This is a genomic window from Serratia sp. CY47444, assembly GCF_052168635.1.
GTDB classification, from domain to species: domain Bacteria; phylum Pseudomonadota; class Gammaproteobacteria; order Enterobacterales; family Enterobacteriaceae; genus Serratia; species Serratia bockelmannii.
The window spans coordinates 79,592-103,588 of the sequence record NZ_JBJNMH010000017.1 but is presented as its reverse complement, the minus strand read 5'-3'; the positions used below and the strand labels follow the sequence as shown (position 1 = coordinate 103,588).

Below are 23,997 nucleotides of genomic sequence, written 5' to 3'. Positions count from 1 at the left end.
AGGGATTAACGCAATGTTGATCACAACCTATTGATTTTCATGACTCGGGGTGCCCTTCTGCGTGAAGGCTGAGAAATACCCGTATTACCTGATCTGGATAATGCCAGCGTAGGGAAGTCACGGCCGCCCAGCCGGCGCCGCCTTCTTGAACGCCGGTTGGGAGGAATATGATCGCTCGACCTGATGCACTACCCGGCGCGCGCGCCGCGGCCTGTCTGACCCAATTCCAACAGCGGCCTCCGCTGATCCACTGCCTGACTAACGAAGTGGTGCAATCGCTGACCGCCAACGTGTTGCTGGCGCTCGGCGCTTCCCCGGCGATGGTGGTGGAGCCGCAAGAGGCGGCGCAGTTCAGCGCGCTGGCCGACGGCCTGCTGATCAACGTCGGCACCCTCAACGCGCTGCGTGCCGAATCGATGCGGGCGGCGGTGGCCGCCGCCAATCGGGCCGGCAAGCCCTGGACGCTGGATCCGGTGGCGGTCGGTGCGCTCTCCTACCGCACCGCCTTCGCCAAACAGCTGCTGGACGAGAAACCGGCGGCGATACGCGGCAACGCTTCGGAAATCATGGCGCTCAGTGGGTTGCTGGCCAGCGGCCGCGGCGTGGACAGCGGCGACGATTCCTTGGCGGCATTGCCCGCCGCGCGTGAGCTGGCGCGGCGCAGCGGCGCGGTGGTGGCGGTCACCGGCGCGGTGGATTACGTCACCGACGGCCAGCGCGATTGGGCGATCGAAGGCGGTTCCCCGCTGATGACGCGGGTGGTGGGCACCGGCTGCGCGCTGTCGGCGGTGGCGGCGGCGTTTTGCGCCCAGCCGGGCGATCGCCTGGACAACGTGGCGACGGCTTGCCGGGTGATGTCCCACTGCGGCGGCCTCGCGGCCAGGCAGGCCGCCGGGCCGGGCAGCTTTACGCCGGCGTTCCTCGACGCGCTGTATCAACTGCGCGGGGAGGATCTGTGATGAAACGCATTAACGCGCTGACCATCGCCGGCACCGATCCCAGCGGCGGCGCCGGCATTCAGGCCGATCTGAAGGCCTTCTCGGCGCTTGGCGCCTACGGCACCTCGGTGATCACCGCGCTGGTGGCGCAGAATACCCGCGGCGTGCAGTCGGTGTATTACATCGATCCGGCGTTCGTCGCCGCGCAGCTGGACTCGGTATTCAGCGACGTGCGCATCGACAGCGTCAAGATCGGCATGCTGGCCAACGCTGACATCGTGCAGGCGGTGGCCGAACGGCTGCGCCATTACCGGCCGGAATTCGTGGTGCTGGACACCGTGATGCTGGCGAAAAGCGGCGATCCGTTGCTGGCGCCGGAGGCGGTGGCGTCTATTCGGCGCGAGCTGTTGCCGCTGGTGTCGATCATTACGCCGAACCTGCCAGAAGCGGCGGCGCTGCTGGCGTGCGCGCCGGCGGAAGATGAAGCGCAGATGCGTGAGCAGGGGCGGGCGCTGCTGGCGATGGGCTGCCGGGCGGTGCTGATGAAGGGCGGCCACCTGAGCGAAAGTGAGAGCCCGGACTGGCTGTTTACCGCAGAAGGCGAGCAGCGCTTTACCGCGCCGCGCGTCGCCACCCGCCACACCCACGGCACCGGTTGCACGCTCTCGGCCGCGCTGGCGGCGCTGCGCCCGCGCCATGCCGACTGGGCGGCCACGGTGGCCGCCGCCAAGGACTACCTGCAACACGCGCTGCAACAGGCGGACACCCTGGAAGTGGGGCACGGCATCGGGCCGGTGCATCATTTTCACGCCTGGTGGTGAGTCAACTTTTTGCCGCAACCGTGGTCTGACTAGTTCAGGCCCGGTTTGACGGGCGAAACCTGATTTAACCTAGGGAGAAGGACTATGACGGGACACCAGGCGCTGCGTTGCGCCCTCTTCGGCGCACTGCTCAGCTTCAGCGCGGGCAGCTTTGCCCAGCAGATCGTCACCACGTCGGATTTAATTCAGCAGCCGGGGTATCAGGCCAGCTGGCAAAACATGGTGAAAGGCCAGGCGCGGATGCCGGGCTGGGCGCGCAAGGGCGTCGGCACCTCTACGCCGGCGCAGAACCTGAGCTGGAAGGGCAAAGAGTATCTGGTCGGCAACCTGTGCAAGCCGCACGACTGCGGCAACAACTTTTTGATCGTGGCGTTCAGCGCGGATAAATCTCAGGCCTGGGGCGTGCGGGTCGCGGTGGAAGATCGGCCGGAAGCCGTCGATCATCCGAAGAAATACGCCAAGTACCAGTGGCTAGGCAAGCCGAATGACGACATGAAAGCGCTGCTGAAGCAGCAGTTCGAGAACAATCCCGATTGGAAATGATCTGACCGGGGGCGCCTGTGATGGCGCCCCCGGCGTTGATCAGCCGATGCCGGCCTGATGCAGATCGTGCAGGTTGAGCGCCCCCACCAACACACCGTCCATATCGACCACCGGGGCCGCGCTGATGTGCTGTTCGTGCAGCGCTTCCAGCGCCTCGCCGGCGCGCCACTGCTCCGGCAGCCGATAGCCGGGGCGGGTGATCGCCGGGCTGAGCGGATCCTGCAGGCTGTTGCCCTTCACCAGCCAGCGGCGCAGGTCGCCGTCGGTAAATACGCCCACCACCCGCTGCTGCGCGTCGCAGACCGCCACCAACCCGAGCCCGGTGCGGCTCAGTTCCAGCATCGCTTCCATCACGTTGGCGCTTTCGCTCACGCGCGGCAGGCGATCGCCGGTGCGCATCAGGTGATGCACGCGGTTCAGCAGGCGCGCGCCCAGACTGCCGCCCGGGTGCGAGCGGGCGAAGTCTTCCGCGTTGAAACCGCGCTGGCGCATCAGCGCCATCGCCAGGGCATCGCCCATCATCAGGGTGTTGACCGCGCTGGAGGTGGGCGCCAGCCCCATTGGGCAGGCTTCTCGCTCGACGCCGATATCCAACACGCAGGCCGCGGCCTGCGCCAGCGGCGACTCTTTGCCGCCGGTAACGGCGATCACCGGAATACCGTTCTCCGCCAGCAGCGGCAGGATCAGGTCCAGCTCTTTGGCGCGGCCGGAGTAGGAGATGAACACCACCACGTCGTCGGCGCCGATCATGCCGAGATCGCCGTGCAGCGCCTCCGCCGGGTGCACGAAGAACGACGGCGTGCCGGTGCTGGCCAGCGACGCGGCGATCTTCTTGCCGATATGGCCGGACTTGCCGATGCCGGAAATCACCGCTTTGCCACGGCAGTTCAGCAGCAGTTCGCAGGCGCAGACGAAGTTGTCGTCCAGGCGCGCCAGCAGGCGCTGCGCTTCGGTCAGCTCGATCTCCAGCGTTTCGCGGGCGAAGGCGAGCAGGGCGTTGGCGTTACTCATCGGGGTCTCCTACCAGAAGGATATTGATGCCTTTCGCCTGCAGGGCGGCGAGGTAATCGGGGTTGATGTCTCGGTCGGTGATCAGCGTGTCGACGGCGCTGAGTTCGCACACCACGTTCGGGCTCTTACGGCCGAATTTCGAGGAGTCGACCAACAGAATAATGCGGCCGGCGGCTTCGCACATCGCTTTGCTGACGTTGTGCACTTCGTTGAAGGTGGTGACGCCGGCGTTGAGATCGACGCCGTCCGCGCCGATAAACAGCTTGTCGAAGCTGAACTGCTGGAACGCCGATTCGGCCAGGCTGCCGTGGAACGAGGCCGATTTTTTGCGGTAGGTGCCGCCTGGCATCAGGATGGTCTGATCGTTGTCCAGCTCCACCAGCGCGTTGACGATGGTCAGGCTATTGGTCATCACCGTGATGTTATTGAACTGCGCCAGGTGCGGTACCATTTGCAGCACCGTGCTGCCGGCGTCGAAGATCAGCGAGTCCCCGTCGGCGATCAGCGCCACAGCGGCGCTGGCGATGTGGCGCTTTTTCTCGGTATTGATATGGGTTTTGCGGTCGATCGGCTGATCGCCGTCGTCGCGGCTGAGCACCACGCCGCCGTAGGTGCGGATCACCTCGCCTTCGTCTTCCAGCAGGGTGAGATCCTTGCGGATGGTGGTGCCGGTGGTGGAGAAATGCTCGGCCAGGGCGTCCACTGCCGTTTTGCCATGCCGCTGCAGATATTCAAGGATAGCGGCCTGCCGCTGCTTTGGTTTCATCGCGATTCCCGTTCACAAGAGTGGGGCATTTCCCCTCGCTGAATAATTCACTATGAAAGGTAATGCCTTTTAATGTGAAAATATCACGATTTGGGTTCAATCGCTAACGATAGTGCAGACTGGCATGCGCGATCCTCGGGGAAGATCACATCCGGGCGCAAATCCCGCTGATGCAAACCGTGTAATCGAGGCAGCGGGCGGGGCTGGGCGAAAACGGTCAGGCCGCGTAGCAACAGGCTGCCGCACACCCGCCGATCGGCATCGAAGGCCAGCGCCAGCACCACCCGCGGGCGGAAACGGCCGCCGGAACGGCCGACGCCGACGGCGCCCAGTTGGCACAGGCCGTCGAAGGCGCGGTTGAAGCGCTGCAGTTGCCACCAGCCGAAGGCGATTTGCAGCAGCCAGGCCAGCAGTGCGGAGGCGATCAGAGCTTGTGTCATGGGGTTCTCCTTAGGCCCCCTTCCGCGGGAGGGGGCGTCGGTGGCGTCAGAACATTACCTGGCCGCCGGTGATGTTGATCGACTGGCCGGTGCAGTAAGAGGCCTTCTCGCTGGCGTAGAACAGCAGGGTGTTCAGCACGTCCTGATAGTCGCAACCGCGTTTCAGCGGCACCTTGTCGATGTAGTACTGCTCCACCTGGTCCGGTGCGATGCCCAGTTTTTGCGCGTATTGCGGCAGCAGCGACTGGAACATCGGCGACTTCAGCAGGTTGCCGAGCATCAGCGAATGCACGGTGATGCCGTACTCCGCCAGATCGAGCGCCAGCGACTGCGTCAGCCCCACGCCGCCGAACTTGGCGGCGCTGTAGCCGGAGTTGTGCTTGCTGCCGACCTTGCCGGACTTGGAGTTGATCTGAATGATGCGCCCAGCGATGCCGTCGCGGATCATCAGGCGCGAGAACTCGCGGGCGCAGAGGAAATAGCCCACCAGGTTCACCTGCAGCGAGCGGTCGAAGTCGCCCAGCGGGAAGTCGGTGATCGGCGCCGCCTTGGCGATGCCGGCGCTGTACACCAGCAGGTTGGTCTGGCCGAATGCCCGGTCAACCGCCGCTGCCAACGCGATCACGCTCTGCTCGTCGGTGGCGTCGGCCTGAAAACCGCAGGCGCTGCCTGCGCCAAACGCTTCGTTGATCTGCTGTGCCACCCGATTGGCATTGTCGGCGTTCAGATCGGCCACCGCCACCCGATAACCGGCCTGCGCCAGCCCGTGGGACAAAAAGGCGCCTAACGTTTGGCCGCCGCCAATCACTACAGCTACTTCAGACATGGTCTACTCCTTATGCGATAAATGACAGCGTGCTGCCCAACGGGATATCGGTCGGCGTCGGGCCGGATACGTGGATCGATCCGGGGAATTCGGCTTCGGCTTCGCCGTCGAAGCGCACGGTGATGTGGCCCAGTTCGCGCAGATTCTGCGTGGCGACGCTGCCGACGGCGGTGATGGCGTAGCGCTGCTGCGCCAGCTCCATCACGCCGCCGACCTGCAGCTCGCCGGCGGTCGCACCGTGGCGGTGGATGAAGCAGAACTCTTCGATATCCGCCGGCGCGCCTTCACGGAAAGTGATCAGCATGTTGTCCAGCAACGCGTCGCGGGCGCAACCGCCGATCTGTGTGATGGTGGTATGAAAAATGGTGTGCATAAATGTCTCCCTAGGGATCAACTTATTGATAAATGAAGGCCGAAGCGGCCCAGGCGATCAACACCGTCGGCGCGCCGGTCAGGAAGCGGCCGACCAGCACTGAAGGCACGCCGACTCGCACGGTGTCCTGCTTGGCTTCCGCCAGCGACAGGCCGACCGGAATGAAGTCGCAGGCGGCCTGCGCGTTGATGGCGAACAGTGCGGGCAGCGCCAGCTGCGGCGGAATATGGCCGAGGCCGATCTGCACCCCGACCAGCACGCCGATCACCTGGGCGATGACCGCGCCGGGGCCGAGGAACGGCGACAGCAGCGGGAATGAGCAGATCAGCGCCAGCGTTACCAGGCCGATCGGGCTATTGGCCAGCGGCGTCAGGCCGTGAGCGATAAAGTCCCCGAGGCCGGAGGCCATGATGATGCCGATCAAGGCCGAGACGAACGCCATAAACGGCAGGATGGTCTTCAGCACGGTGTCGATGGTGTCGCGCCCGGCCTGGAAGAACACCGCCACCACCGATCCCATGCCCATGCCGACCTTCGCCAACAGCCCGTCGCTTTGCTCGGTGATTTTCTTGCTGGTGTCGTAGTCGCGCGCCTTGGGCGGCGCTGCAACGGCGGCGGCGGGTTGGCTATCTGCCGCTTCGATTCGGCTGATGTTGTGGTCGCGCACGCCGGAGACATAGATGTCTTCGAGGATAAACTGCGCCAGCGGGCCGGACTGGCCGGTGGCGTGGATGTTGACTGTCGGAATGCGGCGTTTCGGGTACAGGCCGCAGCGCAGGGTGCCGCCGCAGTCTATCACCGCCACGCCGATCTCTTCCGCCGGCGGCTCGCCCTCTTTGAAGCCGTCGACGGCCGGCCAGCCGGTCAATTCGCTGAGGCGATCGACGATGGAAGGTCGGGTGCCGGCGGTGATGTACACCACTTTTTTACCGGGTTCGATCGGCAATTCCAGGGGGCCGCCCCAGCCGCTGGCGCCTTTTTCAATACGGATATAAGCACTCATGCTGCACTCCACGAATTAAAGTTGCACCTGGCGATCCAGACGGATGCCCATCTTGCGTTCAAACAGGCTGGTGGTCAGATCGGTGACCCAGCCGCGGAAGAAGTTGGTGAACAGCCCCACCAGGAAATAGCTCACCGCCAGCGGGCCGAGCGGCAGACCGAGGGTGGTCAGGCCGCTGGCGATGCCGAGATAAACGAACAGTTCGCCGGGGTTGATGTGCGGAAACAGGCCGTTCATCGAGTGGCAGCTGTAGGAGGCCGCCGCGTAGTAGCTCGGCTTGTATTTCTCCGGCATGAAGCGCCCCAGGCTGAGGGTCATCGGGTTGCAGAAGACAAAGGTGCCAATTAGCGGCAGCAGCAGATAACGCGAAACGGGGTTGCCCGCGCAGCGCTGCGCCAATCGTTCGATACGTTCCTGGCCAACAAATTTGATCAGCGCGTTCATGATAACCAACAGGCTGATCAACAAAGGTAAAATGCCGGTCACCATGCCGACAAACACTTCACCGCCTTTCTGAAACAGGCCGATAAACCACTCGGCGCCGTGGGTGATTAGCTCAATCATTATGTTCTCCTGTAATGGACTGATATGGCCTGGAGCGAACGGCGGCTCTGTCGCCATGGGCCTTACAGTAGTCACTTTGTTGGGCTATTTGTTTTAAATAGATCACAATTTGAAAGATAAATATTTTATTTTGAAAGTTTAAGGTGAAAGAAAGAGAAGGTTGACGGCGTCGGGTTTAGGGGGACGGGCACAAAAAAGCCCGGCGAACCGGGCTTTGGGACAGGCGGTCTGTCACATCAGGCGATGGTGACCTTCTTGTCCAGGTAGGCGTCTTGCACGGCGTTGATCAGCGCCACGCCGTCTTTCATCGATTTCTTGAACGCCTTGCGCCCCAGGATCAGGCCCATGCCGCCGGCGCGTTTGTTGATCACCGCGGTGCGCACCGATTCCTGCAGGTCGTTCTCACCGGCGGCGCCGCCGGAGTTGATCAGTCCAGCGCGGCCCATGTAGCAGTTGGCCAGCTGGTAGCGCACCAGATCGATCGGGTGATCGGTGGTCAGTTTGTTGTAGACGCGATCGTCGGTATAGCCGAATTTCACCGCACGGTAGCCGCCGTTGTTTTCCGCCATTTTCTGTTTGACGATGTCGGCGCCGATGGTGGCGGCGATGTGGTTAGCCTGGCCGGTCAGATCGGCGCTGGAGTGGTAGTCCACGCCGTCCTTGGTGAACGCCGGGTTACGCAGATAGGCCCACAACACGGTGACCATGCCCAGCTCATGCGCGCGCTCGAAGGCGATCGAGATCTCTTCGATCTGGCGGCGCGACTGCTCGGAGCCGAAGTAAATGGTGGCGCCGACCGCCACCGCGCCCATGTTGAATGCCTGCTCGACGCTGGCGTACAGGGTCTGGTCGTACTGGGTCGGGTAGCTCAGCGTTTCGTTGTGGTTGAGTTTGACCAGGAATGGGATCTTGTGCGCGTAGCGGCGCGATACCGACGCCAGCACGCCGTAGGTGGAGGCGACGCAGTTACAGCCAGCTTCAATCGCCAGCTCGACGATGTTCTTCGGATCGAAATACAGCGGGTTGGCGGCGAACGAGGCGGCGGCGGAGTGCTCTATGCCCTGATCGACCGGCAGGATAGACAGGTAGCCGGTGCCGGCCAGGCGGCCGTGGTTGAACAGGGTTTGCATCGAACGCAGCACGCTGTTGGGGCGGTTGTTATCGATCATTACGCGGTCGACGAAGTCGTCGCCCGGCAGGTAGAGATTCTCGGCGGGGATAGTGGTACAGCGGTGTTGCAGCAGATCTTCCGCTTCCTTTCCTAGCAACTGCACAATATCAGTCATGATTCACTCCCGATTAAGCTTCTTCATACACCGGCAATGCAAGGGTTTTTGACCACCGGCGCAGTAAAAAAGCGGTGATTGAAGCTGTAAAGCGATGCTACCGAACTTGATCCGGCAAGGACAAACAATAGATGCGATTGAGAGGAAATGCCATTGGCGTGGCCAAATACGCGGGGGCGATCGCCCCCGGCGCGCTAAGCGATTGATTATTCGATCTCGAACCACTCGGTGTTCTGCAGGGCGATCGGGGTGATGGAGTAGATCATCTCCTGCAGGTGATCGTGGATGGCGCGCTCCGCCGCCTCGGCGTCGCGCGCTTTCAGCGCCTCGTAGATGCGGTAGTGCTGCTTGATCAGGCTCTCTGGCGGCGAGACTTCGCTCAGGCTGAGGAAACGCACTCGATCCATGGTGGCCTTGATGGTTTCGATGGTCTCCCACGCCAGCGGGCAGTCGGCAAACTGGGTCAGCAGTTGGTGGAATTCGTCGTCCAGCGCCAAAAACTCGCGCGTTTGCCCGTTCTGCGCCGCCAGCGCCTGGCGGTGCAGATTATGCTCCAGCGTCATCAGCTGCGCCGGGGTGGCGCGCTCGGCCGCGCGGCGCACGATGGCGCATTCCACCGCCTGACGGATAAAGCGCCCGTCGGCCACGCGCTTGGCGGAAATCTTCATCACGAAGGTGCCGCGCTGCGGCAGGATCTGCACCAGGCCGGCCTCCGCCAGCTTGATGAAGGCTTCGCGCACCGGCTGGCGCGAAACGCAAAAGCGGGTAGAAATCTCTTTCTCGGACAGCAGGGTGCCGGGGGGGATGGTGCAGTCGACGATATCCTTGCGCAGGAAGCGATAGATCTGTTGGTTGACCGGGACGTTGTTGGTGAGGCTGTACGTTTCAGACATGGCGACAATCAGGCATCTGGCTGGAATTCGAATGCCACCATACTAGCAGATTATTGGTTAAGGGCGGGGGGATAAATCCGCCCGCCGAGCAGGGTAACTCAGTGATGCCAATCCTGATATTCCTGCTTGCGCCGCGCTGGCGCAGTTTCCGTCATCAGGCTCAGGCCGATGGCCGACACCACGCCCAGCACCATCATGTACCCCGCCAGCCCGTAGTAGTGGCCGCCGGTCACCTGCAGGATCTTCACCGCCAACAGCCCGAGAATGCCGCTGCCGATCAGCGAGCCGATCTGCCAGATCAGCGCGATGCCGCTGCAGCGCACGCGGGTGGGGAACAGCTCCGGGAAGTAAGAGGCCTGCGGCGCGTAGCACATGCTGTGGCCGAAGGTCAGCACCACGATCATGGCGATCTGCGTCACCCAGAAGCTATCGAGGTTGATCGCCATAAAGAACGGCACGATGCACACCACCTGCAGCAGCGCGCCGGCGATGTAAACCGGTTTGCGCCCCAGCCGATCGGAGAGGCGGCCCATCAGCGGAATGGCGAAAATCTCCAGCAGCACCGCCACGATCATCGCCTCCAGCAGAATGGTTTCGTTGAGGTGGTTGGCCTTGCCGTAGGCCAATACGATCACCGTGAACATGGCGAAGGCGCAGGCTTCGATCAGCTTGGCACATACCCCTTTGCCGATAAGGCCGGGATAGCGGCGGGCCACTTCCACCACCGGCCGGCTCTCCACCGCTTTGGTGGCGCGGATCTGGGTAAACACCGGCGATTCGTCGATCCTCAGGCGAATAAACAGCCCGACCAGCACCAGCAGCAGGCTGAGCAGGAACGGAATGCGCCAGCCCCAGTCCAGCATCTGCGCCGGTGACAGCACGGCGGTCAGCAGCGCGAACAGCCCGGACGGCAGCAGGAAACCGGCGGGCGCGCCGATCTGCACCCAACTGGCGTAGAAGCCACGCTGGGGCGGCGGCGCATATTCGGCGGTCATCAGCACCGCGCCTGCCTGTTCGCCGCCGACGCCGAAGCCCTGCAGCACGCGGATAAAGATCAGCGCGAGCGGCGCCCAGATGCCGATCTGCTCATAGGTGGGCAGCAGGCCGATGCAGAAGGTGCCGAGGCCGACGATCAGGATGGTGATCACCAGCGCCTTCTTGCGGCCGACCTTGTCGCCGATATGGCCGAACACGATGCCGCCCAGCGGGCGCGCCAGGAAACCGACCGCGTAGGTGGCGAAGGCCGCCAGCGTGCTGATCAGCGGATCGGCGCTGGGGAAAAACAGCTGGCCGAAGAACAGCACCGCGGCGGTGCCGTAAGCGAAGAAATCATAATATTCGGCGGCGGTGCCGATGGCCGAAGCGCTGGCGACGCGCCGCAGCAGCGGTTGATTGCCGGTATTGACGGCGTTATGCGTGGTGACGGTCATCGGAAACCTCCCGGTCGGTAAGCGGCAGAGCGGCGACGGCGGCTTTGGCCCCCTGGCTCAGCAGTTGATGATAAGCGTGGCTGACGGCGCGGACGAAGTCAGGCGAATCGGGCAGATCGTGGCCGAAGACGCTGTCGAGCTGCAGCAGCGCCAGGACGCGGGGCCGGCCTTCCTCGCTGCCGGCGACCAACGCGGCGAGGCGCTCGCGCAGCGGGTCGCTGATGGCGATCGGCTTGCCTTGTTCATCGCGGCCGCCGACGTAGCGCATCCAGCCGGCGACGCCCAGCGCCAGGCAGTCGAAGCGGCTGCCGCGCGCCAGATGCCAGCGGATCGCGTCCAGCAGCCGTTGCGGCAGCTTCTGCGTGCCGTCCATGGCGATCTGCGCGGTGCGGTGCTTCAGCGCGCGGTTGCGGTAACGCTGCAGCAGCGAGTCGGCATACTGCGCCAAATCGACGTTCGGCACCTGCAGGGTCGGCGCCTGTTCCGCCAGCATCAGGTGACGGGCGGCGCGGACAAAATCCGCATCCAGCATACAGTCGCCGACGTGCTGATAACCGGCCAGGTAGCCGAGGTAGGCGAGGAACGAATGGCTGCCGTTCAGCATGCGCAGCTTCATCTCCTCATACGGCAGCACGTCGCTCACCAGTTCGGCGCCGGCCTTTTCCCAGGCCGGGCGCCCCTGAGGAAATCGGTCCTCAATGACCCACTGGCTGAACGGCTCGCAGGCCACGCTGACGTCATCCTCGACGCCGCCCAGCCAGGTGCGCAACTGTCGGCGGGCCTCCGGCGTTACCGCCGGCACGATGCGATCCACCATGGTGGAAGGGAAGGCGACCTCTTGACGCACCCAGTCGGCCAACGCCGGATCCTGCCGCTGCGCCAGTTCGACCAGCACCTGGCGCGTGACCCGGCCGTTAGCCGGCATGTTATCGCAGGACATCACGGCGAACGGCGGCAGCCCGCGTTCACGGCGCAGGCGCAGCGCCGCCAGCAGCAGCCCCGGCGCCGACTGCGGCTGTGCCGGGTGGGCGATATCGTGCGCGATCGCCGGGTGTTCCTCCATCAGCCGACCGCTGGCGGGGTGGTAGCAATAGCCCTTTTCGCTGATGGTCAGCGAGACGATGGCGATCTCAGGCTGTGTCAGGGCCGCCAGCACCGCCGCCAGCCCGTCGGTTTGCAAGTGCAGCGCCTGGCGAACCACGCCGATGACCCGGCCCCGCCAGCCGTCGTCGTCCATCTCCGCCACCGAGAACAGCAGGTCCTGTTGCCGTAGGTCGGCGATCTTTTGCTGGCCGTGCTGCATGCTGATTTCGCAGTAACCCCAGTCACTGCCGTGCTCGCTGGCCAGCCTGTCGGCGTACATCGCCTGGTGCGCGCGGTGAAACGCGCCGAAGCCGATATGCGCCATGCGCGGTTTCACGCGCTCACGTGCGTAGCCGGGCCGGATAACGGCGGCCGGCAGCGCGCTGTGGTCGGAAAGTCTCATGTTCAATGTCCCTGGAGAGGTAAGCAAAGGGGCGAAGCCGCCCCGTCTGGCGTTAGGGTTTTAAGATTTGCACGCCCGCCGTTGCGCGCGGCGCCTTGATCACCAGCAGCACCAGCAGCGCGCCCAGCGCGGCGACGCCGCCCGCCAGCATAAAGGCGCTGTCGAATTTGCCGGTGTTCTGCACGATGTAGCCGGTGACGATCGGCCCGATGATGCCGGAGACGCTGCCGATCAAATGAATGAACCCGCTGGCGCCGCCGACCCGGGATTTATGCACCACGTCCTGGATGATCGCCCAGTAGAGAGCGCCGGTGATGTAAAGGAAGAAGATCGACACCGACATCAGCATCACCGCCGGCACCACGCTGCTGACAGTGCCTGCCAACGCCACGCACACCGCCGCCGCCAGCAGGCTGGTGACCAGCACGATCTTGCGCGACAGCAGCAATTTGCCGGTGATGTTGAAGATCTTGTCGGAAATATAGCCCCCGAGCGCCAGCCCGACGAAGCCGACGATCCACGGGATCATCGTGGTCAGGCTCATCTCTTTGATGTTCAGGTTGTGCGCCTGCACCAGATACGAGGGGAACCAGCTCAGGAAGAAGAACAGGATGTAGTTGTAGCAGAAGAAGGCGAAGGCGGTGACCAGAATGATCGGCTGCTTCAGGTAGTAACCCAGCCCGTGCGCGGCGTCGCTCAGCGCGCTTTCCTCGCCGAGGTTTTCCTGTTTCAACTGTGCGATCAGCGCCCGTTCTTCGTTGCTGACGCGTTGGCTTTTCGCCGGGTTATCCGCCACCACGAAGAACCACACCAGCATCCAGACGATGCCGATGGCGCAGATGATCATAAACGCCGGCCGCCAGCCGAACGCCAGCGCCAGATAGCCGACGATCGGCCCGGCCACCGCGCCGCCCAACGGTGAACCGGCGCTGAGCAGGCCCATAGCGGTCGCCGCCTGTTTCTTCGGGAACCAGCCGTTGATCATCTTGTTGGCCGAGGCGCAGATCGGCCCTTCGGCCATGCCGAACAGGACGCGCAGGATCAGCATTGAGTAAAAGCCGGTGGCGATCGCCGTCATGCCGCAGAAGATGGACCACAGGCCGACCGCCACGCCCAGCACCAGCGTCGGGCCGAAGCGGTCGACCGCCAGCCCGCCGACGAAGTTGAAGATGGCGTAGCCGAAGAAGAAGCTGCCGAAGATCAGGCCGAACTGTTCGGCGTTCAGCATCAGATCCTGTTCGATCATCGGCACGGTGATCGACAGCGCCACGCGATCGAGGTAGTTGATCATGTAGACCATGAACAGCAGGAACACGATGGTCCAACGCAGGTTTTTAAACATAAAGCACTCCACTGGGTGTCGTTTTAATCGTGATGCTTCGTTGTTTGCACGGGCGGCGGGTGCCGCCCCATGCCCCGATGCTGCCGTGACGTTACTCGAACTGCAGCAGTACCTTGCAGCAGGTGCGCTGATCCCGCTCGAACATCTGCATTGCCCGTTCGACGTCGCCGGCGGGCACGCAGTGGGTGAGTAGCCGCTGCGGGTCTAGCTTGCCGTCCGCCATCCAGGCGATCACCTGTGGGAAGCGCGCGCTGTTCAGGCGCGAGGAGAAGATCGACAGCTCCTTGCTGGTGATGCTCTGCTGGGTCAGGGTGCAAGCGTCGCCGGAAAAGCCCATGATGCCGATGCGCGCCGCCGGCGAAGCCAGCGCGATCGCCTCCGGCAAAATGGCGGGGTGGCAGGCGGCATCGACGATCAGCGTCGGCTGAACGCCGCGCTGCTGCAGCGCCTGCGGCAATGCGGCCTCGGCGTTGTTGAATACTTCGTCGGCACCGTTGGCGCGTGCCATGTCCAGCCGTTCGGCGATGCGATCGACGACCCACACCTGCTTGACGCCGTACACGCCTTTCAGCGTCTGGATCACCGTGAGCCCCATCGGCCCGGCGCCGTAGATCAGCGCGATGTCGTCGGGGCGCGGTTGCAGATGGGCGGTAATGTTGGCGGCGATGCTGAAGGGCTCGATCATCGCGGCGTGGCGATCGCTGATGGCGGCCGGAACCGGATAGGCGTTGCGTGCCGGCACGCAGGCGTAGTCGCTGAAGCCGCCGTCGCGGTGCACGCCGATCACCTGCAGCGAGGTGCAGACGTTGGGGCGGCCGACCGAACAGGGATAGCAGTGGCCGCAGCTCACCACCGGGTCTACCGAGACGCGTTCGCCGAGGCGCGCCGGATCGACGCCTTCGCCTAGAGCATCGATCAGGCCGAAGAACTCGTGGCCGATCACCCGCGGGTAGCGGGCGAACGGGTTATGGCCGTGATAGATATGGACGTCGGAGCCGCAGATGCCGGCGAATTTCACCTTGACCCGCACCTCGCCGGCCGCCGGTTGCGGCAGCGCGCGCGTCTGCAGCGCCAGGCGCCCGGGCTGTTCGATCACGACGCTGCGCATGGTGTTTACCAGTTCCATAAGGTGCCATCCTCCAGACGTGCGACCGGCAGGTAGGCCGGTTCATACGGGTAACGGGCCGCCAGCTTCTCATCGAACTCGATGCCGATGCCCGGCTTGTCGCCCGGATGCATATAGCCGTCGTCGAACGTCCAGCTGTGCGGGAACACCTCGAGCATCTGCTCGGAATAGCCCATGTATTCCTGCACGCCGAAGTTTGGCACCCACAGATCGAAATGCAGCGCCGCCGCCATGCAGATCGGCGACAGATCGGAAGGGCCGTGAGAACCGGTGCGCACCTGATACAGCGAGGCGAAGTCGGCGATGCGCCGCATGCCGGTAATGCCGCCCGCGTGCGTCAGGGTGGTGCGGATGTAGTCGATCAGCTGTTCTTCGATCAGCTGTTTGCAGTCCCAAATGCTGTTGAACACCTCGCCGACGGCGATCGGCGTGACGGTATGCTGGCGGATCAGGCGGAAACAGGCCTGATTTTCCGCCGGCGTCGGATCCTCCATCCAGAACAGGCGATACAGCTCGGCGCTTTTACCAAAGCGCGCCGCTTCAATTGGCGTCAGGCGGTGGTGCATGTCGTGCAGCAGGTGCTCGTTGAAGCCGAACCTGTTGCGCACCGCGTCGAACAGTTTGGGGGTGAAATCGAGGTATTTTTCCGTCGACCACAGCTGCTCTTCCGGCCAGTCACCCTTGGTGGCCGGCTCATAGGCCTGGCCTTTGCCCTTGGCCATGCCGTAGGTGGTTTTCATGCCGGGCACGCCGCATTGCACGCGGATCGCCTTGAAGCCTTGTTCTTTATGTTTAGCGTAGTCGTCGAGCACCTCGTCGATCGAGTGGCCGGTGGTATGGCAATACACCATCACTCCCGAACGTGAGGCGCCGCCCAACAGCTGATACAGCGGCATGTTGGCGGCCTTGGCCTTGATGTCCCACAGCGCCATGTCGACGGCGGAAATGGCGGACATGGTCACCGGGCCGCGCCGCCAGTAAGCGCCTTTGTAGAAGAATTGCCAGAGGTCTTCGATCCGCTGCGCGTCGCGGCCGATCAACTGCGGGCAGAGGTGATCTTTCAGGTAAGAGGCCACCGGCAATTCGCGCCCGTTCAGCGTGGCGTCACCGAGGCCGATGATGCCGTCATCGGTGGTGATTTTCAGCGTGACAAAGTTGCGCCCCGGGCAGGTGACGAACACCTCGGCGTTGACGATTTTCATAACCTTCACATCCTGTAGCTGCGGAGAGATAGCGCGAAAATACGTCATGAACTAACTACCATACAAGTATGAATTGATGAATTTGCCGGAGAGGATCACATTTGATCGCGAGTGGAAGCGGATGAACGGAGGGGAAGAAGTGGGGCGCAGCGGCTGCGCCCGACAAGGTCAGCCCAGCAGGGCGCAGTTAGGCGGCAGGCGGCATTCGATGGCCTGCGGCAACACTTCGATGCGGAAATGGCGGCCTTTGAGCGGTTCGCCGTCGAGGTTGAAGGTCATCTCATGCGGCGCGTCGATCTCGAGCCACGGCAGCGCCGCGCTGAGGATGCTGTTGCTCTCTTCGTCGTTGAACAGGGCGGCGACCAACGCCGGCAGCAGTTCATCGGCGATCAGCAGGCGCAGCTGCAGCAGGCCGTCGTTGATCAGCGCGCTGGGGCACAGTTCCTGGCCGCCGCCGGCCTGCTTGCCGTTGCCGATGCCGATCACCAATGCTTCGCCGGCCCAGCGGAAGTCCGGCCCGCGGATTTCACAGCGGTCGGCCTGCAGCGTATCCATGCGCAGCAAGCCGTGCACGAAGTAGGACACGCCGCCCAAGGCCGCCTTCAACTTCTCCGGTGTCTCGGTGGTGATGCGGGTGCCGAAGCCGCCGGTGGCCATGTTGATGAAGTAGCGCTCGCCGTTGACCTTCGCCAGATCGATCGGCACCGAGCGGCCCTTGATCGCCAGCTGCAGCGCCAGTTCGGGGGATGGGGGGATATTGCACGCCATGGCGAAGTCGTTGGCGGTGCCGAGCGGCAGAATGCCCAGCGCCGGCCGGTTATGCGCCGGCAGCTGCACCAGCGCGGCGGCCACTTCGTTGATGGTGCCGTCACCGCCGCCGGCGACGACGGTGCCGACGCCGAGTTGTGCAGCTTCCGCGACGTAGCGCGCGGCGTCGCCGTGCTCCCAGGTCACGCGCACGTACAGCGTGATTTGCTCTTCGCGCAGCCGTGTGACCGCCTGACGCAGTTCTTCGTTGCCGGCGCCCTTGCCGTTGAGAATAAGCAGGGCGGCTGCATGTGAGTGTTGAGGCATTACCGATCTCCTCCGGCGGAAAACCAAGAATGCCTCAAGATAAACCAGCCTACGCCGCCAAGCCATCAGAATATTCAGCTAATTCCGGTTATTTCCTATTGTGCCGTGAATATGAAGACGATGCGAATTTATCTGAATTTAACCTGACAATAAGCGGAATTTTAATGGCGGCAGGATTAATCGCTATAGCGTTATTTATATATCGATGTGGCGTTATTATTTTTATTAAAATGGATAACGGGAAAACGTAATGAAAAATAGGCGCACCGGCGGCAATGGCGGACCCATAAAGAAAAAGCCAGCCCAAGGGAGATTGGGCCGGCTAAGGAGGTGGTTCCTAGTATTGCTATGCAAATATTTTCGTTGTTCGTTTTAAGCAGCGTGATAGTAACCAAGCTGCGGGCACATTGATGTGATCCAATTCTAATATTTGCTAAAAATCGCCGCCGAATGGCGACGATTGATTGTTAGGCTCCGGCGCTATTTTCTTCCGCCAAATTGCGGATCAGCAATGCATAATTGAGATCAATATCCTGCGGGATCGGCAAATAAACGATATGGCCGTTGCCCGGCGCGACCTCAATCGGCTCGCCTTTCTTATTTTGCATGCTTTCGAGGGTGAACAGTACGTTGCCGCCTGGCGTCATCATCTCGACGCTGTCGCCGAGTGAGAATTTATTCTTCACGTCGACTTCCGCCCAGCCTTCGCGGCGCACGCCGGTGAACTCGCCGACGAACTGCTGGCGCTCGGAGAGCGAAGAGCCGTATTCGTAATTCTGCTGCGCTTCGTGCACGTGGCGGCGCAGGAAGCCTTCGGTATAGCCGCGGTGCGCCAGGCCTTCCAGCGTGGTGAGCAGGGTCGGATCGAACGGTTTGCCGGCAACGGCGTCGTCGATGGCGCGGCGGTAGACCTGGGCGGTGCGGGCGCAGTAGTAGAAGGACTTGGTGCGCCCTTCGATCTTCAGCGAATGCACGCCGAGCTGCGTCAGACGCTCCACGTGCTGGATGGCGCGCAGATCCTTGGAGTTCATGATATAGGTGCCGTGTTCGTCTTCGAAGGCGCTCATATATTCACCTGGCTTTTGCGCTTCAGACAGCATGAACACCTTGTCGGTCGGCGCGCCGATGCCCAGCGTCGGCTCGACGGTCTGCACCGGGATCGGTTCGTGCAGGTGCACGATATTGCCGGTGTCGTCCTCTTTGCCTTCCTCCGCCTTGTACTGCCAGCGGCAGGCATTGGTGCAGGTACCCTGATTGGGATCGCGTTTGTTGATGTAGCCGGACAGCAGGCAGCGGCCGGAGTAGGCCATGCACAGCGCGCCGTGGACGAAGATCTCCAGCTCCATGTCCGGCACTTCGGCGCGGATCTCGGCAATCTCTTCCAGCGACAGTTCGCGCGACAGGATCACGCGGGTCAGGCCCATTTGCTTCCAGAACTTCACCGTCGCCCAGTTAACGGCATTGGCCTGCACCGACAGGTGGATGTCCATCTGCGGGAAGGCTTCGCGCACCATCATGATAAGGCCAGGATCGGACATGATCAGCGCATCCGGGCCCATATCGATAACCGGCTTCAGATCGCGCAAGAAGGTTTTCAGCTTGGCGTTGTGCGGGGCGATGTTCACCACCACGTAGAATTTTTTGCCCAGCGCATGCGCTTCGTTGATGCCCTGCGCCAGATTCTCGTGGTTGAACTCGTTGTTGCGTACCCGCAGGCTGTAGCGCGGCTGGCCGGCGTAAACCGCATCGGCGCCGTAGGCAAAGGCGTAACGCATGTTTTTCAGCGTTCCGGCCGGGGAGAGAAGTTCCGGTGTAAACATAGTGTGTCTCGGTCTGATTTCAGGTCAGCACCACGCCACCTGATGGCGCAGTAAAAGCGGGGGATTGTAGCCGCAGCGCGGCAAGAAATCAGCAGTTAACCGGATTTATTCAAGGGAGATTGATCCCGGTCAAACGGAAAACGCGCGGTGGCGGCCACCGCGCGGGCGAAACGGGGGATCAGGCGCTCAAATCGCGGATATCGGTGGTCGGGCCGTTTTTCGTCACCGACTGGATACCGTTTTTGGCCGCGCTTTCGGAGCTGTACATTTCGCTGACGCCGATCACCTGATGGTTCTTGGCCTTCAGCACAAAATAGGGCTGATTGCTGGCGCTGTGCTTCAGTTCGTACTGCGCTTCGTGCGGTGAATTGGTCTGCACCGAGGCGATGCCGTTCTCCGCCGAGGCTTTGCTGGCATACATCTCGCTGGCCAGAATAATTTCGCCGTTACTGGCTTTCAGGTTGAAGTGGTACTGTCCGTTCTTTGCTTTTTTCAGCTCGTAATGACCGATTGCCATGGTTCTTCTCCTGTAGGTTCCGATTCGTGATGTAAGTGTAGCCAATCGCTTGAAAATCGGCGGCTAAACCTCACAGCAGCTTAGTCGAAAAAATGCGCAGTTTTTTTGCGCCGGCGCGGAGTTTTCATTCGGTGAGCCCGGCGCCGCACGGGAAGCTAAGGAAAGGCGCGGTGATTGCGCAGTGCGCCGCATAATGACAATTACGTGGTTTCATCGAGCAGCATTGCGCGTTACCGTTTGCCCGCTACGTAAAGGTGAGTGAAAAGTGAGCGATAGATCTTGGCATCGACGCGCTGCAGGCATATGCTTTGGCCTATGCCTGCTGTGGAGTGTCGAGATGGAAAGAATCGCCAAGCTGTTTAAAAACGGTAGAAATCAGGCGGTGAGGTTACCGGTGGAATTTGAATTTGATACGGATCGTGTGTATATCCGTCGCGATCGGGAGGGAAACGTGATTTTATCCAAATATCCGGCAAAGCCGGACAGCTGGGCACCGCTGCTGAGCATTATCGCCCAAACGCCGGTGCCGCAAGAGTTTCTTGGCGCGGAAGATCGTCAGCAAGGGGTTGCAGACCGCGATCCATTCTCAGAGGAAGAGTAGGCGATGTACATGTTTGATACCAACACCGTCAGCCACTTGTTTCGGCAGCATCCGCAGGTGCTTAACGTCATGCAAAAGCTCCCGCCTTCTGCCGTATGTATTTCCAGCGTCACGGAGGCGGAACTGCTTTACGGTGTGGCCAAACGGCGGAACAAAGCGTTGCAAAGCATGGTCGAGGCCTTTCTTGCTGCGGTGACGGTCTATGCATGGGATCGCGAGGCCGCCCGCTGCTACGGTGAAATGCGGGCAAACATGGGGAGAAAGGGCAAAATCATGGGCGCGATGGATCAACTGATCGCCGCTCACGCGCAGAGCCGTGGCGCGACGCTGGTGACCAACGATCGCGCATTCGCCATGGTGCCCGGGTTGGCGGTTGAAGACTGGACGCGCTGATTTCCCTCTAAACCCCATTCATCAGCCGGCAGGGCTCGGCTTCCCAGCGGTAGCCCACACCGTATACCGAGCGAATAAAGGATTTTTCCCCGTCGATCAGTTCCAGCTTGCGGCGCAGGTTTTTGATGTGGCTGTCGATGGTGCGGTCGGTGACCACCCGGTAGTCGTCGTACAGGTTGTTCAGCAGCTGCTCGCGAGAAAACACGTTGCCTGGCTGGCTGGCCAGCGTTTTCAGCAGGCGGAACTCCGCCGGCGTCAGATCCAGCAACTGCCCCTGATAGCTGGCCTGGAAGCGCGGTTCATCGATGTGCAGCAGATCATCTTCCCGCGCGTTCTCCTGCGGCCGATAGCTGCGGCGCAGGATGGTTTTCACTCGCGCCACCACTTCACGCGGGCTGTAGGGTTTGCAGATGTAATCGTCGGCGCCGATCTCCAATCCCAACAGGCGGTCAATCTCTTCGATTTTCGCCGTCACCATCACGATGGGCACGTCGCTGAAGCGGCGCAGCTCGCGGCACACCGTCAGGCCGTCGGCCCCTGGCAACATCAGGTCGAGTAAGATCAGCGCCGGCGGATGCTGGTGCACGGTCGGCACCACTTCATTACCGTTGGTCAGCCAGCGGGTGGCGTAGCCCGCCGCCTGCAGATAATCCACCAGCAGCTGGCCCAGCTTGGGCTCATCTTCAACAATCATGATCTGCACGGGTTGATTCTGAATGTCCATCAGGGCGCCTTATTTTTTATCGGGGTAGCAAATTCTACTGTAATGCGCACGCCGCCTAAAGGCGAATGCTCGGCGCGGATTTTCCCGTCGTGCGCTTCCACGATGTTGTGGCAGATCGCCAACCCCAGCCCTGAGCCGCCGCTGGCGCGGTTGCGTGAACCTTCCGCCCGATAGAAGCGTTCGAAAATGCGCGTCAGTTGCTGATCGCTGATGCCCGGCGCGCTGTCCTGCCAGCAGAGGATCAGTCTCCCCGGCTGCAGCTCGGCGCCGATCTCCAGCCGGCCACCGACGTCGGTGTAACGCAGGCTGTTTTCCAACAGGTTATTGAACAGCTGATTCAGGCGATCGGGATCGCCGAACAGCGGCGCCTGGGCCGGCAGATGGGTGACGATCTCCAGCCCTTTGGCGCGGAAGCGTTCGCGGAAGGCGGCGACGGCGATCTGCACCAGGTGCACGCAGTCCACCTGCGCCTTGCGATAGGCCAGCGCGCCGAGATCGGAGAGCGACAGCTGGTGCAGGTCGTCGACCAGTTTGGTCAAGGTGGATACCTCAGCCTGCAGCGAGCTGAGCGACGCCGGCGTCGGCTGGCGCACGCCGTCCTGCAGCGCCTCCAGCTCGCCGCGCAGCACCGCCAGCGGCGTGCGTAGCTCGTGCGACACGTCGGCCATAAAGGCGCGACGCATCTGCTCGTTTTTTTCCAGCGAGGTGGCCAACTGGTTGAAGTCGTGCGCCAGCCTGCCCAGTTCATCCTGGCTGCTGACCGCCACGCGGGTGGTGAAATCGCCCGCCGCCAGGCGGTGGGTGCCCGCCACCAGGCGCTTGACCGGGGCCAGCATGCCGCGCGACAGCAGCCAGGTCACCGCCGCTGCCAACAGGGTGGAGAGCGCGACGATAATCCAACTGGTGCGCCGCTGCTGGCGATCGAAGTTGATGTCCGTATTGCGCGTCAGGCGCTCGACCGGGGTGGTGAGCACCCAGCCGACGATCTCGTTGTTATAGCGGATTGGATGGCGCGGCCCCTCTTTCGGCAACGGGCCGGAATGCCCGACCAGCCGATTGAACTGGCTGTCCACCACCCAAAACTGGGTGCGCCAGCCCTTGGGCGGCAGATTGTGGCTGCTGTCGCTGTTCTGCTCGAACGAACGCATGATTTGGTAGACCACCTGATCGTTGTTGCGCAGGAATATCCAATTGCCATGATGGCTGTACTGTTCCTCCAGCGCTTCGCTCAGCATGTTGATGCGCTGCTCGTTGCTGCTCTTGATGTAATCGATAAAGCCGCGCTCAAAGCTGACGCGCACCCCCCAATGCATGGTGATCAACACCAGCATGCAGGTAGCGAAAATGGCCAGGAACAGCTTCCCGGTAATGCCTATCCTCATTGCAACCTCGTTGAGCCGGTACCCGGCTCTTTGGTCAGCGTGCGGTTGGGCGCGCTATCGGCCGGCACGCGCGCGAAGGCGAGCGCGGGCAGGGCGATAATCAACGCCATACAGCAGTAGCTGTAAATAAATGCGCTGTGAATGGCTGGGCTATCGGCCACCACCTGGTGATGGGCGAAGCTGCCGATCAAGATGCCGGCGACGCTGACGCCGAGGCTCATCGACAGCTGCATGACCATCGACAGCAGGCTGTTGCCGCTGCTGGCCAGCCGGTCCGGCAGATCTTTCAGCGTCAGGGTGTTCATCGCCGAGAAGCGCAGCGAGTTGACCATCCCCTGGAAGAACAGCACCACCGGCAGCAGCCACAGCCAGCCGAGCATCGCCGCCAGCAGGAAACTCAGGCTGACCAGCGCCAGCAGCAGCGTGGCGGCCACCAGCACGTTGCGGTAGCCGAAGCGGTTGACCACCTGCACCACGATGCGCTTCATGCCCATGCTGCCGATGATCATCGGGATCATCATCAGCCCGGCGTGGAACGGCGAGAAGCCCATGCCCACCTGCAGAAACAGCGGCGTCATGAACGGCAGCATGCCGCTGCCGATGCGCCCCAGCAGGCTGGCCAGCAGTCCGATCTTGTAAGTCGGGGTGCGCAGCAGCCGCAGCGAGAACAGGGCGCGGCTATTGCCGTAAGCATGCCAAACATACCCCAACAGCGCCGCCACGCCCAGCGCCACCAGGCCGGCGATGGCGCTGCCGGACAGCCCCATGCCTTTGTGGCCGTCGAGCGCCAGCGTCAGCGACGCCATGCCGATCGCCAGCAGGATAAAGCCGCTGACGTCGAAGCGGCGGGTCTGCATTTGGTAGTTGGGCATCAGCAGCAGCGTGGCGATGGCGCCCACGATACCCACCGGAATATTGATCAGGAAAATCCAATGCCAGCTGGCGTATTGCACCAGGAAGCCACCCAGCGCCGGCCCCATCAGCGGGCCGATTTGGCCTGGCAGCGTTACGAAGGTCATCGCCGCCATGTACTGCTCGCGCGGCACGATTTTCATCACCGTCAGGCGGCCGACCGGCACCATCATCGCGCCGCCGACGCCCTGAAGCACGCGCGAGGCGATCAGTTCGTTCAGGGTTTCCGAGCGGGCGCAGAGGAGGGAGCCGAGGGTGAACAGCACGATGGCGCTGAAAAACACCCGCTGTACGCCGACCTTGTCCGCCAGCCAGCCGCTGGCCGGCAGCGTCACCGCCACCGTCAGCACATAGGAGACGATCACCGACTGCATGCGCAGCGGGTTCTCCCCCAGGCTCGCGGCCATCGAGGGCAGGGCGGTGTTGACGATAGTGGTATCCAGCGTCTGCATAAAGAAGCCGAATGCCACTATCCAGAGTTGCCAGCGTACCGTGGCGGTGTGTTTCATCAGCATCGGTCGGCC

The 23,997-nt window shown here is 62.4% G+C and carries 26 protein-coding genes and 1 riboswitch; of the genes, 6 read left to right on the top strand and 20 right to left on the bottom strand.

Going from position 1 to position 23,997, the window contains the following annotated elements:
- The first annotated feature begins 35 nt into the window (after positions 1 to 35).
- Positions 36 to 132: riboswitch (TPP riboswitch) on the top strand.
- Between the two features lie 35 nt (positions 133 to 167).
- The 3 genes from thiM (at position 168) to ACJ8IL_RS19695 (ending at position 2,302) form a co-directional block, all read left to right on the top strand.
- Positions 168 to 959: a hydroxyethylthiazole kinase gene (thiM, locus tag ACJ8IL_RS19705; protein WP_442516775.1), complete on the top strand. Its 792-nt coding sequence runs from the start codon at positions 168 to 170 to the stop codon at positions 957 to 959.
- A complete protein-coding gene (gene thiD, locus ACJ8IL_RS19700; RefSeq protein WP_025303881.1) occupies positions 959 to 1,759 on the top strand; it encodes a bifunctional hydroxymethylpyrimidine kinase/phosphomethylpyrimidine kinase in 801 nt (266 codons plus the stop codon). Before thiM ends, thiD begins: the two co-directional genes overlap by 1 nt.
- Positions 1,760 to 1,843: 84 nt before the next feature.
- On the top strand, positions 1,844 to 2,302 hold the full coding sequence (locus ACJ8IL_RS19695) for an inhibitor of vertebrate lysozyme family protein (RefSeq protein ID WP_060434395.1): 459 nt from the start codon (positions 1,844 to 1,846) through the stop codon (positions 2,300 to 2,302).
- 39 nt (positions 2,303 to 2,341) lie between these two features.
- Here ACJ8IL_RS19695 and gutQ read toward each other — a convergent pair whose 3' ends face one another.
- The 15 genes from gutQ to yegS all read right to left on the bottom strand — a co-directional run bounded on the left by gutQ (position 2,342) and on the right by yegS (position 17,124).
- On the bottom strand, positions 2,342 to 3,313 hold the full coding sequence (gene gutQ / locus ACJ8IL_RS19690) for an arabinose-5-phosphate isomerase GutQ (protein ID WP_016926691.1): 972 nt from the start codon (positions 3,311 to 3,313) through the stop codon (positions 2,342 to 2,344).
- The gene (gene srlR / locus ACJ8IL_RS19685; protein WP_025303878.1) at positions 3,306 to 4,079 is read right to left on the bottom strand and encodes a glucitol operon DNA-binding transcriptional repressor SrlR; all 774 of its coding nucleotides are present in this window, start codon (positions 4,077 to 4,079) and stop codon (positions 3,306 to 3,308) included. The genes gutQ and srlR overlap by 8 nt, the downstream gene beginning before the upstream one ends.
- A gap of 83 nt (positions 4,080 to 4,162) precedes the next feature.
- Entirely contained in the window at positions 4,163 to 4,519 is a 357-nt protein-coding gene (gutM, locus tag ACJ8IL_RS19680; protein ID WP_442516774.1) for a transcriptional regulator GutM, read from the bottom strand.
- 46 nt (positions 4,520 to 4,565) lie between these two features.
- Positions 4,566 to 5,345, bottom strand: coding sequence for a sorbitol-6-phosphate dehydrogenase (srlD, locus tag ACJ8IL_RS19675; protein ID WP_197836341.1), 780 nt, complete (start codon positions 5,343 to 5,345; stop codon positions 4,566 to 4,568).
- 10 nt (positions 5,346 to 5,355) lie between these two features.
- Positions 5,356 to 5,718 carry a PTS glucitol/sorbitol transporter subunit IIA gene (gene srlB / locus ACJ8IL_RS19670; RefSeq protein WP_004941520.1) on the bottom strand — a complete coding sequence of 121 codons (363 nt, stop codon included), beginning with the start codon at positions 5,716 to 5,718 and terminating at the stop codon, positions 5,356 to 5,358.
- Positions 5,719 to 5,740: 22 nt separating this feature from the next.
- The gene (gene srlE / locus ACJ8IL_RS19665) at positions 5,741 to 6,721 is read right to left on the bottom strand and encodes a PTS glucitol/sorbitol transporter subunit IIB (RefSeq protein ID WP_025303875.1); all 981 of its coding nucleotides are present in this window, start codon (positions 6,719 to 6,721) and stop codon (positions 5,741 to 5,743) included.
- Between the two features lie 15 nt (positions 6,722 to 6,736).
- Positions 6,737 to 7,285 (bottom strand): PTS glucitol/sorbitol transporter subunit IIC, encoded by a 549-nt coding sequence (gene srlA / locus ACJ8IL_RS19660; RefSeq protein ID WP_004941528.1) that lies wholly within the window; start codon positions 7,283 to 7,285, stop codon positions 6,737 to 6,739.
- A gap of 236 nt (positions 7,286 to 7,521) precedes the next feature.
- The gene (gene fbaB, locus ACJ8IL_RS19655; RefSeq protein WP_025303873.1) at positions 7,522 to 8,571 is read right to left on the bottom strand and encodes a class I fructose-bisphosphate aldolase; all 1,050 of its coding nucleotides are present in this window, start codon (positions 8,569 to 8,571) and stop codon (positions 7,522 to 7,524) included.
- A gap of 206 nt (positions 8,572 to 8,777) precedes the next feature.
- Positions 8,778 to 9,464: a GntR family transcriptional regulator gene (locus ACJ8IL_RS19650; protein ID WP_025303872.1), complete on the bottom strand. Its 687-nt coding sequence runs from the start codon at positions 9,462 to 9,464 to the stop codon at positions 8,778 to 8,780.
- A gap of 98 nt (positions 9,465 to 9,562) precedes the next feature.
- Positions 9,563 to 10,894: an MFS transporter gene (locus tag ACJ8IL_RS19645; protein WP_442516773.1), complete on the bottom strand. Its 1,332-nt coding sequence runs from the start codon at positions 10,892 to 10,894 to the stop codon at positions 9,563 to 9,565.
- Positions 10,875 to 12,380, bottom strand: coding sequence for a mannitol dehydrogenase family protein (locus tag ACJ8IL_RS19640; RefSeq protein ID WP_147824122.1), 1,506 nt, complete (start codon positions 12,378 to 12,380; stop codon positions 10,875 to 10,877). The genes ACJ8IL_RS19645 and ACJ8IL_RS19640 overlap by 20 nt, the downstream gene beginning before the upstream one ends.
- A gap of 52 nt (positions 12,381 to 12,432) precedes the next feature.
- Positions 12,433 to 13,722: an MFS transporter gene (locus ACJ8IL_RS19635; protein WP_025303869.1), complete on the bottom strand. Its 1,290-nt coding sequence runs from the start codon at positions 13,720 to 13,722 to the stop codon at positions 12,433 to 12,435.
- A 91-nt stretch (positions 13,723 to 13,813) separates the two neighbouring features.
- Positions 13,814 to 14,830 (bottom strand): Zn-dependent oxidoreductase, encoded by a 1,017-nt coding sequence (locus tag ACJ8IL_RS19630; protein WP_173888398.1) that lies wholly within the window; start codon positions 14,828 to 14,830, stop codon positions 13,814 to 13,816.
- 5 nt (positions 14,831 to 14,835) lie between these two features.
- Positions 14,836 to 16,050 (bottom strand): D-mannonate dehydratase ManD, encoded by a 1,215-nt coding sequence (gene manD / locus ACJ8IL_RS19625; protein ID WP_173888300.1) that lies wholly within the window; start codon positions 16,048 to 16,050, stop codon positions 14,836 to 14,838.
- Between the two features lie 168 nt (positions 16,051 to 16,218).
- The gene (gene yegS / locus ACJ8IL_RS19620; protein WP_043137977.1) at positions 16,219 to 17,124 is read right to left on the bottom strand and encodes a lipid kinase YegS; all 906 of its coding nucleotides are present in this window, start codon (positions 17,122 to 17,124) and stop codon (positions 16,219 to 16,221) included.
- Positions 17,125 to 17,153: 29 nt separating this feature from the next.
- Between yegS and ACJ8IL_RS19615 the strand changes: the two genes are divergently transcribed.
- Positions 17,154 to 17,375 (top strand): hypothetical protein, encoded by a 222-nt coding sequence (locus ACJ8IL_RS19615; RefSeq protein WP_141998673.1) that lies wholly within the window; start codon positions 17,154 to 17,156, stop codon positions 17,373 to 17,375.
- A gap of 216 nt (positions 17,376 to 17,591) precedes the next feature.
- On the opposite strand, the gene trhP is transcribed toward ACJ8IL_RS19615, so the two are convergent.
- Together trhP and ACJ8IL_RS19605 are read right to left on the bottom strand one after the other, a co-directional pair.
- A complete protein-coding gene (trhP, locus tag ACJ8IL_RS19610; protein WP_025303865.1) occupies positions 17,592 to 18,944 on the bottom strand; it encodes a prephenate-dependent tRNA uridine(34) hydroxylase TrhP in 1,353 nt (450 codons plus the stop codon).
- A gap of 178 nt (positions 18,945 to 19,122) precedes the next feature.
- Positions 19,123 to 19,461, bottom strand: coding sequence for a YegP family protein (locus tag ACJ8IL_RS19605; protein ID WP_016926703.1), 339 nt, complete (start codon positions 19,459 to 19,461; stop codon positions 19,123 to 19,125).
- Between the two features lie 337 nt (positions 19,462 to 19,798).
- Here ACJ8IL_RS19605 and ACJ8IL_RS19600 point away from each other — a divergent pair, with 337 nt between their 5' ends.
- Both ACJ8IL_RS19600 and ACJ8IL_RS19595 read left to right on the top strand, forming a co-directional pair.
- Positions 19,799 to 20,062 carry an antitoxin gene (locus ACJ8IL_RS19600; protein ID WP_004941563.1) on the top strand — a complete coding sequence of 88 codons (264 nt, stop codon included), beginning with the start codon at positions 19,799 to 19,801 and terminating at the stop codon, positions 20,060 to 20,062.
- Between the two features lie 3 nt (positions 20,063 to 20,065).
- On the top strand, positions 20,066 to 20,455 hold the full coding sequence (locus ACJ8IL_RS19595) for a type II toxin-antitoxin system VapC family toxin (RefSeq protein ID WP_025303864.1): 390 nt from the start codon (positions 20,066 to 20,068) through the stop codon (positions 20,453 to 20,455).
- A gap of 7 nt (positions 20,456 to 20,462) precedes the next feature.
- On the opposite strand, the gene baeR is transcribed toward ACJ8IL_RS19595, so the two are convergent.
- The 3 genes from baeR to ACJ8IL_RS19580 are packed head-to-tail and all read right to left on the bottom strand — an operon-like array spanning position 20,463 to position 23,988.
- Positions 20,463 to 21,179 carry a two-component system response regulator BaeR gene (gene baeR, locus ACJ8IL_RS19590; RefSeq protein ID WP_004941568.1) on the bottom strand — a complete coding sequence of 239 codons (717 nt, stop codon included), beginning with the start codon at positions 21,177 to 21,179 and terminating at the stop codon, positions 20,463 to 20,465.
- Entirely contained in the window at positions 21,179 to 22,561 is a 1,383-nt protein-coding gene (gene baeS / locus ACJ8IL_RS19585) for a two-component system sensor histidine kinase BaeS (protein WP_049204856.1), read from the bottom strand. Before baeS ends, baeR begins: the two co-directional genes overlap by 1 nt.
- Positions 22,558 to 23,988, bottom strand: a complete 1,431-nt coding sequence (locus ACJ8IL_RS19580) for an MFS transporter (protein ID WP_049296101.1) — start codon at positions 23,986 to 23,988, stop codon at positions 22,558 to 22,560. The genes baeS and ACJ8IL_RS19580 overlap by 4 nt, the downstream gene beginning before the upstream one ends.
- Positions 23,989 to 23,997 lie beyond the last annotated feature (9 nt).

Bases quoted from the DNA above. Each gene is read 5' to 3' on its own strand.
- thiM (WP_442516775.1), top strand. From the start codon at position 168: ATGATCGCTCGACCTGATGCACTACCCGGCGCGCGCGCCGCGGCCTGT.
- thiD (WP_025303881.1), top strand. From the start codon at position 959: ATGAAACGCATTAACGCGCTGACCATCGCCGGCACCGATCCCAGCGGC.
- ACJ8IL_RS19695 (WP_060434395.1), top strand. From the start codon at position 1,844: ATGACGGGACACCAGGCGCTGCGTTGCGCCCTCTTCGGCGCACTGCTC.
- gutQ (WP_016926691.1), bottom strand. From the start codon at position 3,313: ATGAGTAACGCCAACGCCCTGCTCGCCTTCGCCCGCGAAACGCTGGAG.
- srlR (WP_025303878.1), bottom strand. From the start codon at position 4,079: ATGAAACCAAAGCAGCGGCAGGCCGCTATCCTTGAATATCTGCAGCGG.
- gutM (WP_442516774.1), bottom strand. From the start codon at position 4,519: ATGACACAAGCTCTGATCGCCTCCGCACTGCTGGCCTGGCTGCTGCAA.
- srlD (WP_197836341.1), bottom strand. From the start codon at position 5,345: ATGTCTGAAGTAGCTGTAGTGATTGGCGGCGGCCAAACGTTAGGCGCC.
- srlB (WP_004941520.1), bottom strand. From the start codon at position 5,718: ATGCACACCATTTTTCATACCACCATCACACAGATCGGCGGTTGCGCC.
- srlE (WP_025303875.1), bottom strand. From the start codon at position 6,721: ATGAGTGCTTATATCCGTATTGAAAAAGGCGCCAGCGGCTGGGGCGGC.
- srlA (WP_004941528.1), bottom strand. From the start codon at position 7,285: ATGATTGAGCTAATCACCCACGGCGCCGAGTGGTTTATCGGCCTGTTT.
- fbaB (WP_025303873.1), bottom strand. From the start codon at position 8,571: ATGACTGATATTGTGCAGTTGCTAGGAAAGGAAGCGGAAGATCTGCTG.
- ACJ8IL_RS19650 (WP_025303872.1), bottom strand. From the start codon at position 9,464: ATGTCTGAAACGTACAGCCTCACCAACAACGTCCCGGTCAACCAACAG.
- ACJ8IL_RS19645 (WP_442516773.1), bottom strand. From the start codon at position 10,894: ATGACCGTCACCACGCATAACGCCGTCAATACCGGCAATCAACCGCTG.
- ACJ8IL_RS19640 (WP_147824122.1), bottom strand. From the start codon at position 12,380: ATGAGACTTTCCGACCACAGCGCGCTGCCGGCCGCCGTTATCCGGCCC.
- ACJ8IL_RS19635 (WP_025303869.1), bottom strand. From the start codon at position 13,722: ATGTTTAAAAACCTGCGTTGGACCATCGTGTTCCTGCTGTTCATGGTC.
- ACJ8IL_RS19630 (WP_173888398.1), bottom strand. From the start codon at position 14,830: ATGCGCAGCGTCGTGATCGAACAGCCCGGGCGCCTGGCGCTGCAGACG.
- manD (WP_173888300.1), bottom strand. From the start codon at position 16,050: ATGAAAATCGTCAACGCCGAGGTGTTCGTCACCTGCCCGGGGCGCAAC.
- yegS (WP_043137977.1), bottom strand. From the start codon at position 17,124: ATGCCTCAACACTCACATGCAGCCGCCCTGCTTATTCTCAACGGCAAG.
- ACJ8IL_RS19615 (WP_141998673.1), top strand. From the start codon at position 17,154: ATGCCTCAAGATAAACCAGCCTACGCCGCCAAGCCATCAGAATATTCA.
- trhP (WP_025303865.1), bottom strand. From the start codon at position 18,944: ATGTTTACACCGGAACTTCTCTCCCCGGCCGGAACGCTGAAAAACATG.
- ACJ8IL_RS19605 (WP_016926703.1), bottom strand. From the start codon at position 19,461: ATGGCAATCGGTCATTACGAGCTGAAAAAAGCAAAGAACGGACAGTAC.
- ACJ8IL_RS19600 (WP_004941563.1), top strand. From the start codon at position 19,799: ATGGAAAGAATCGCCAAGCTGTTTAAAAACGGTAGAAATCAGGCGGTG.
- ACJ8IL_RS19595 (WP_025303864.1), top strand. From the start codon at position 20,066: ATGTACATGTTTGATACCAACACCGTCAGCCACTTGTTTCGGCAGCAT.
- baeR (WP_004941568.1), bottom strand. From the start codon at position 21,179: ATGGACATTCAGAATCAACCCGTGCAGATCATGATTGTTGAAGATGAG.
- baeS (WP_049204856.1), bottom strand. From the start codon at position 22,561: ATGAGGATAGGCATTACCGGGAAGCTGTTCCTGGCCATTTTCGCTACC.
- ACJ8IL_RS19580 (WP_049296101.1), bottom strand. From the start codon at position 23,988: ATGCTGATGAAACACACCGCCACGGTACGCTGGCAACTCTGGATAGTG.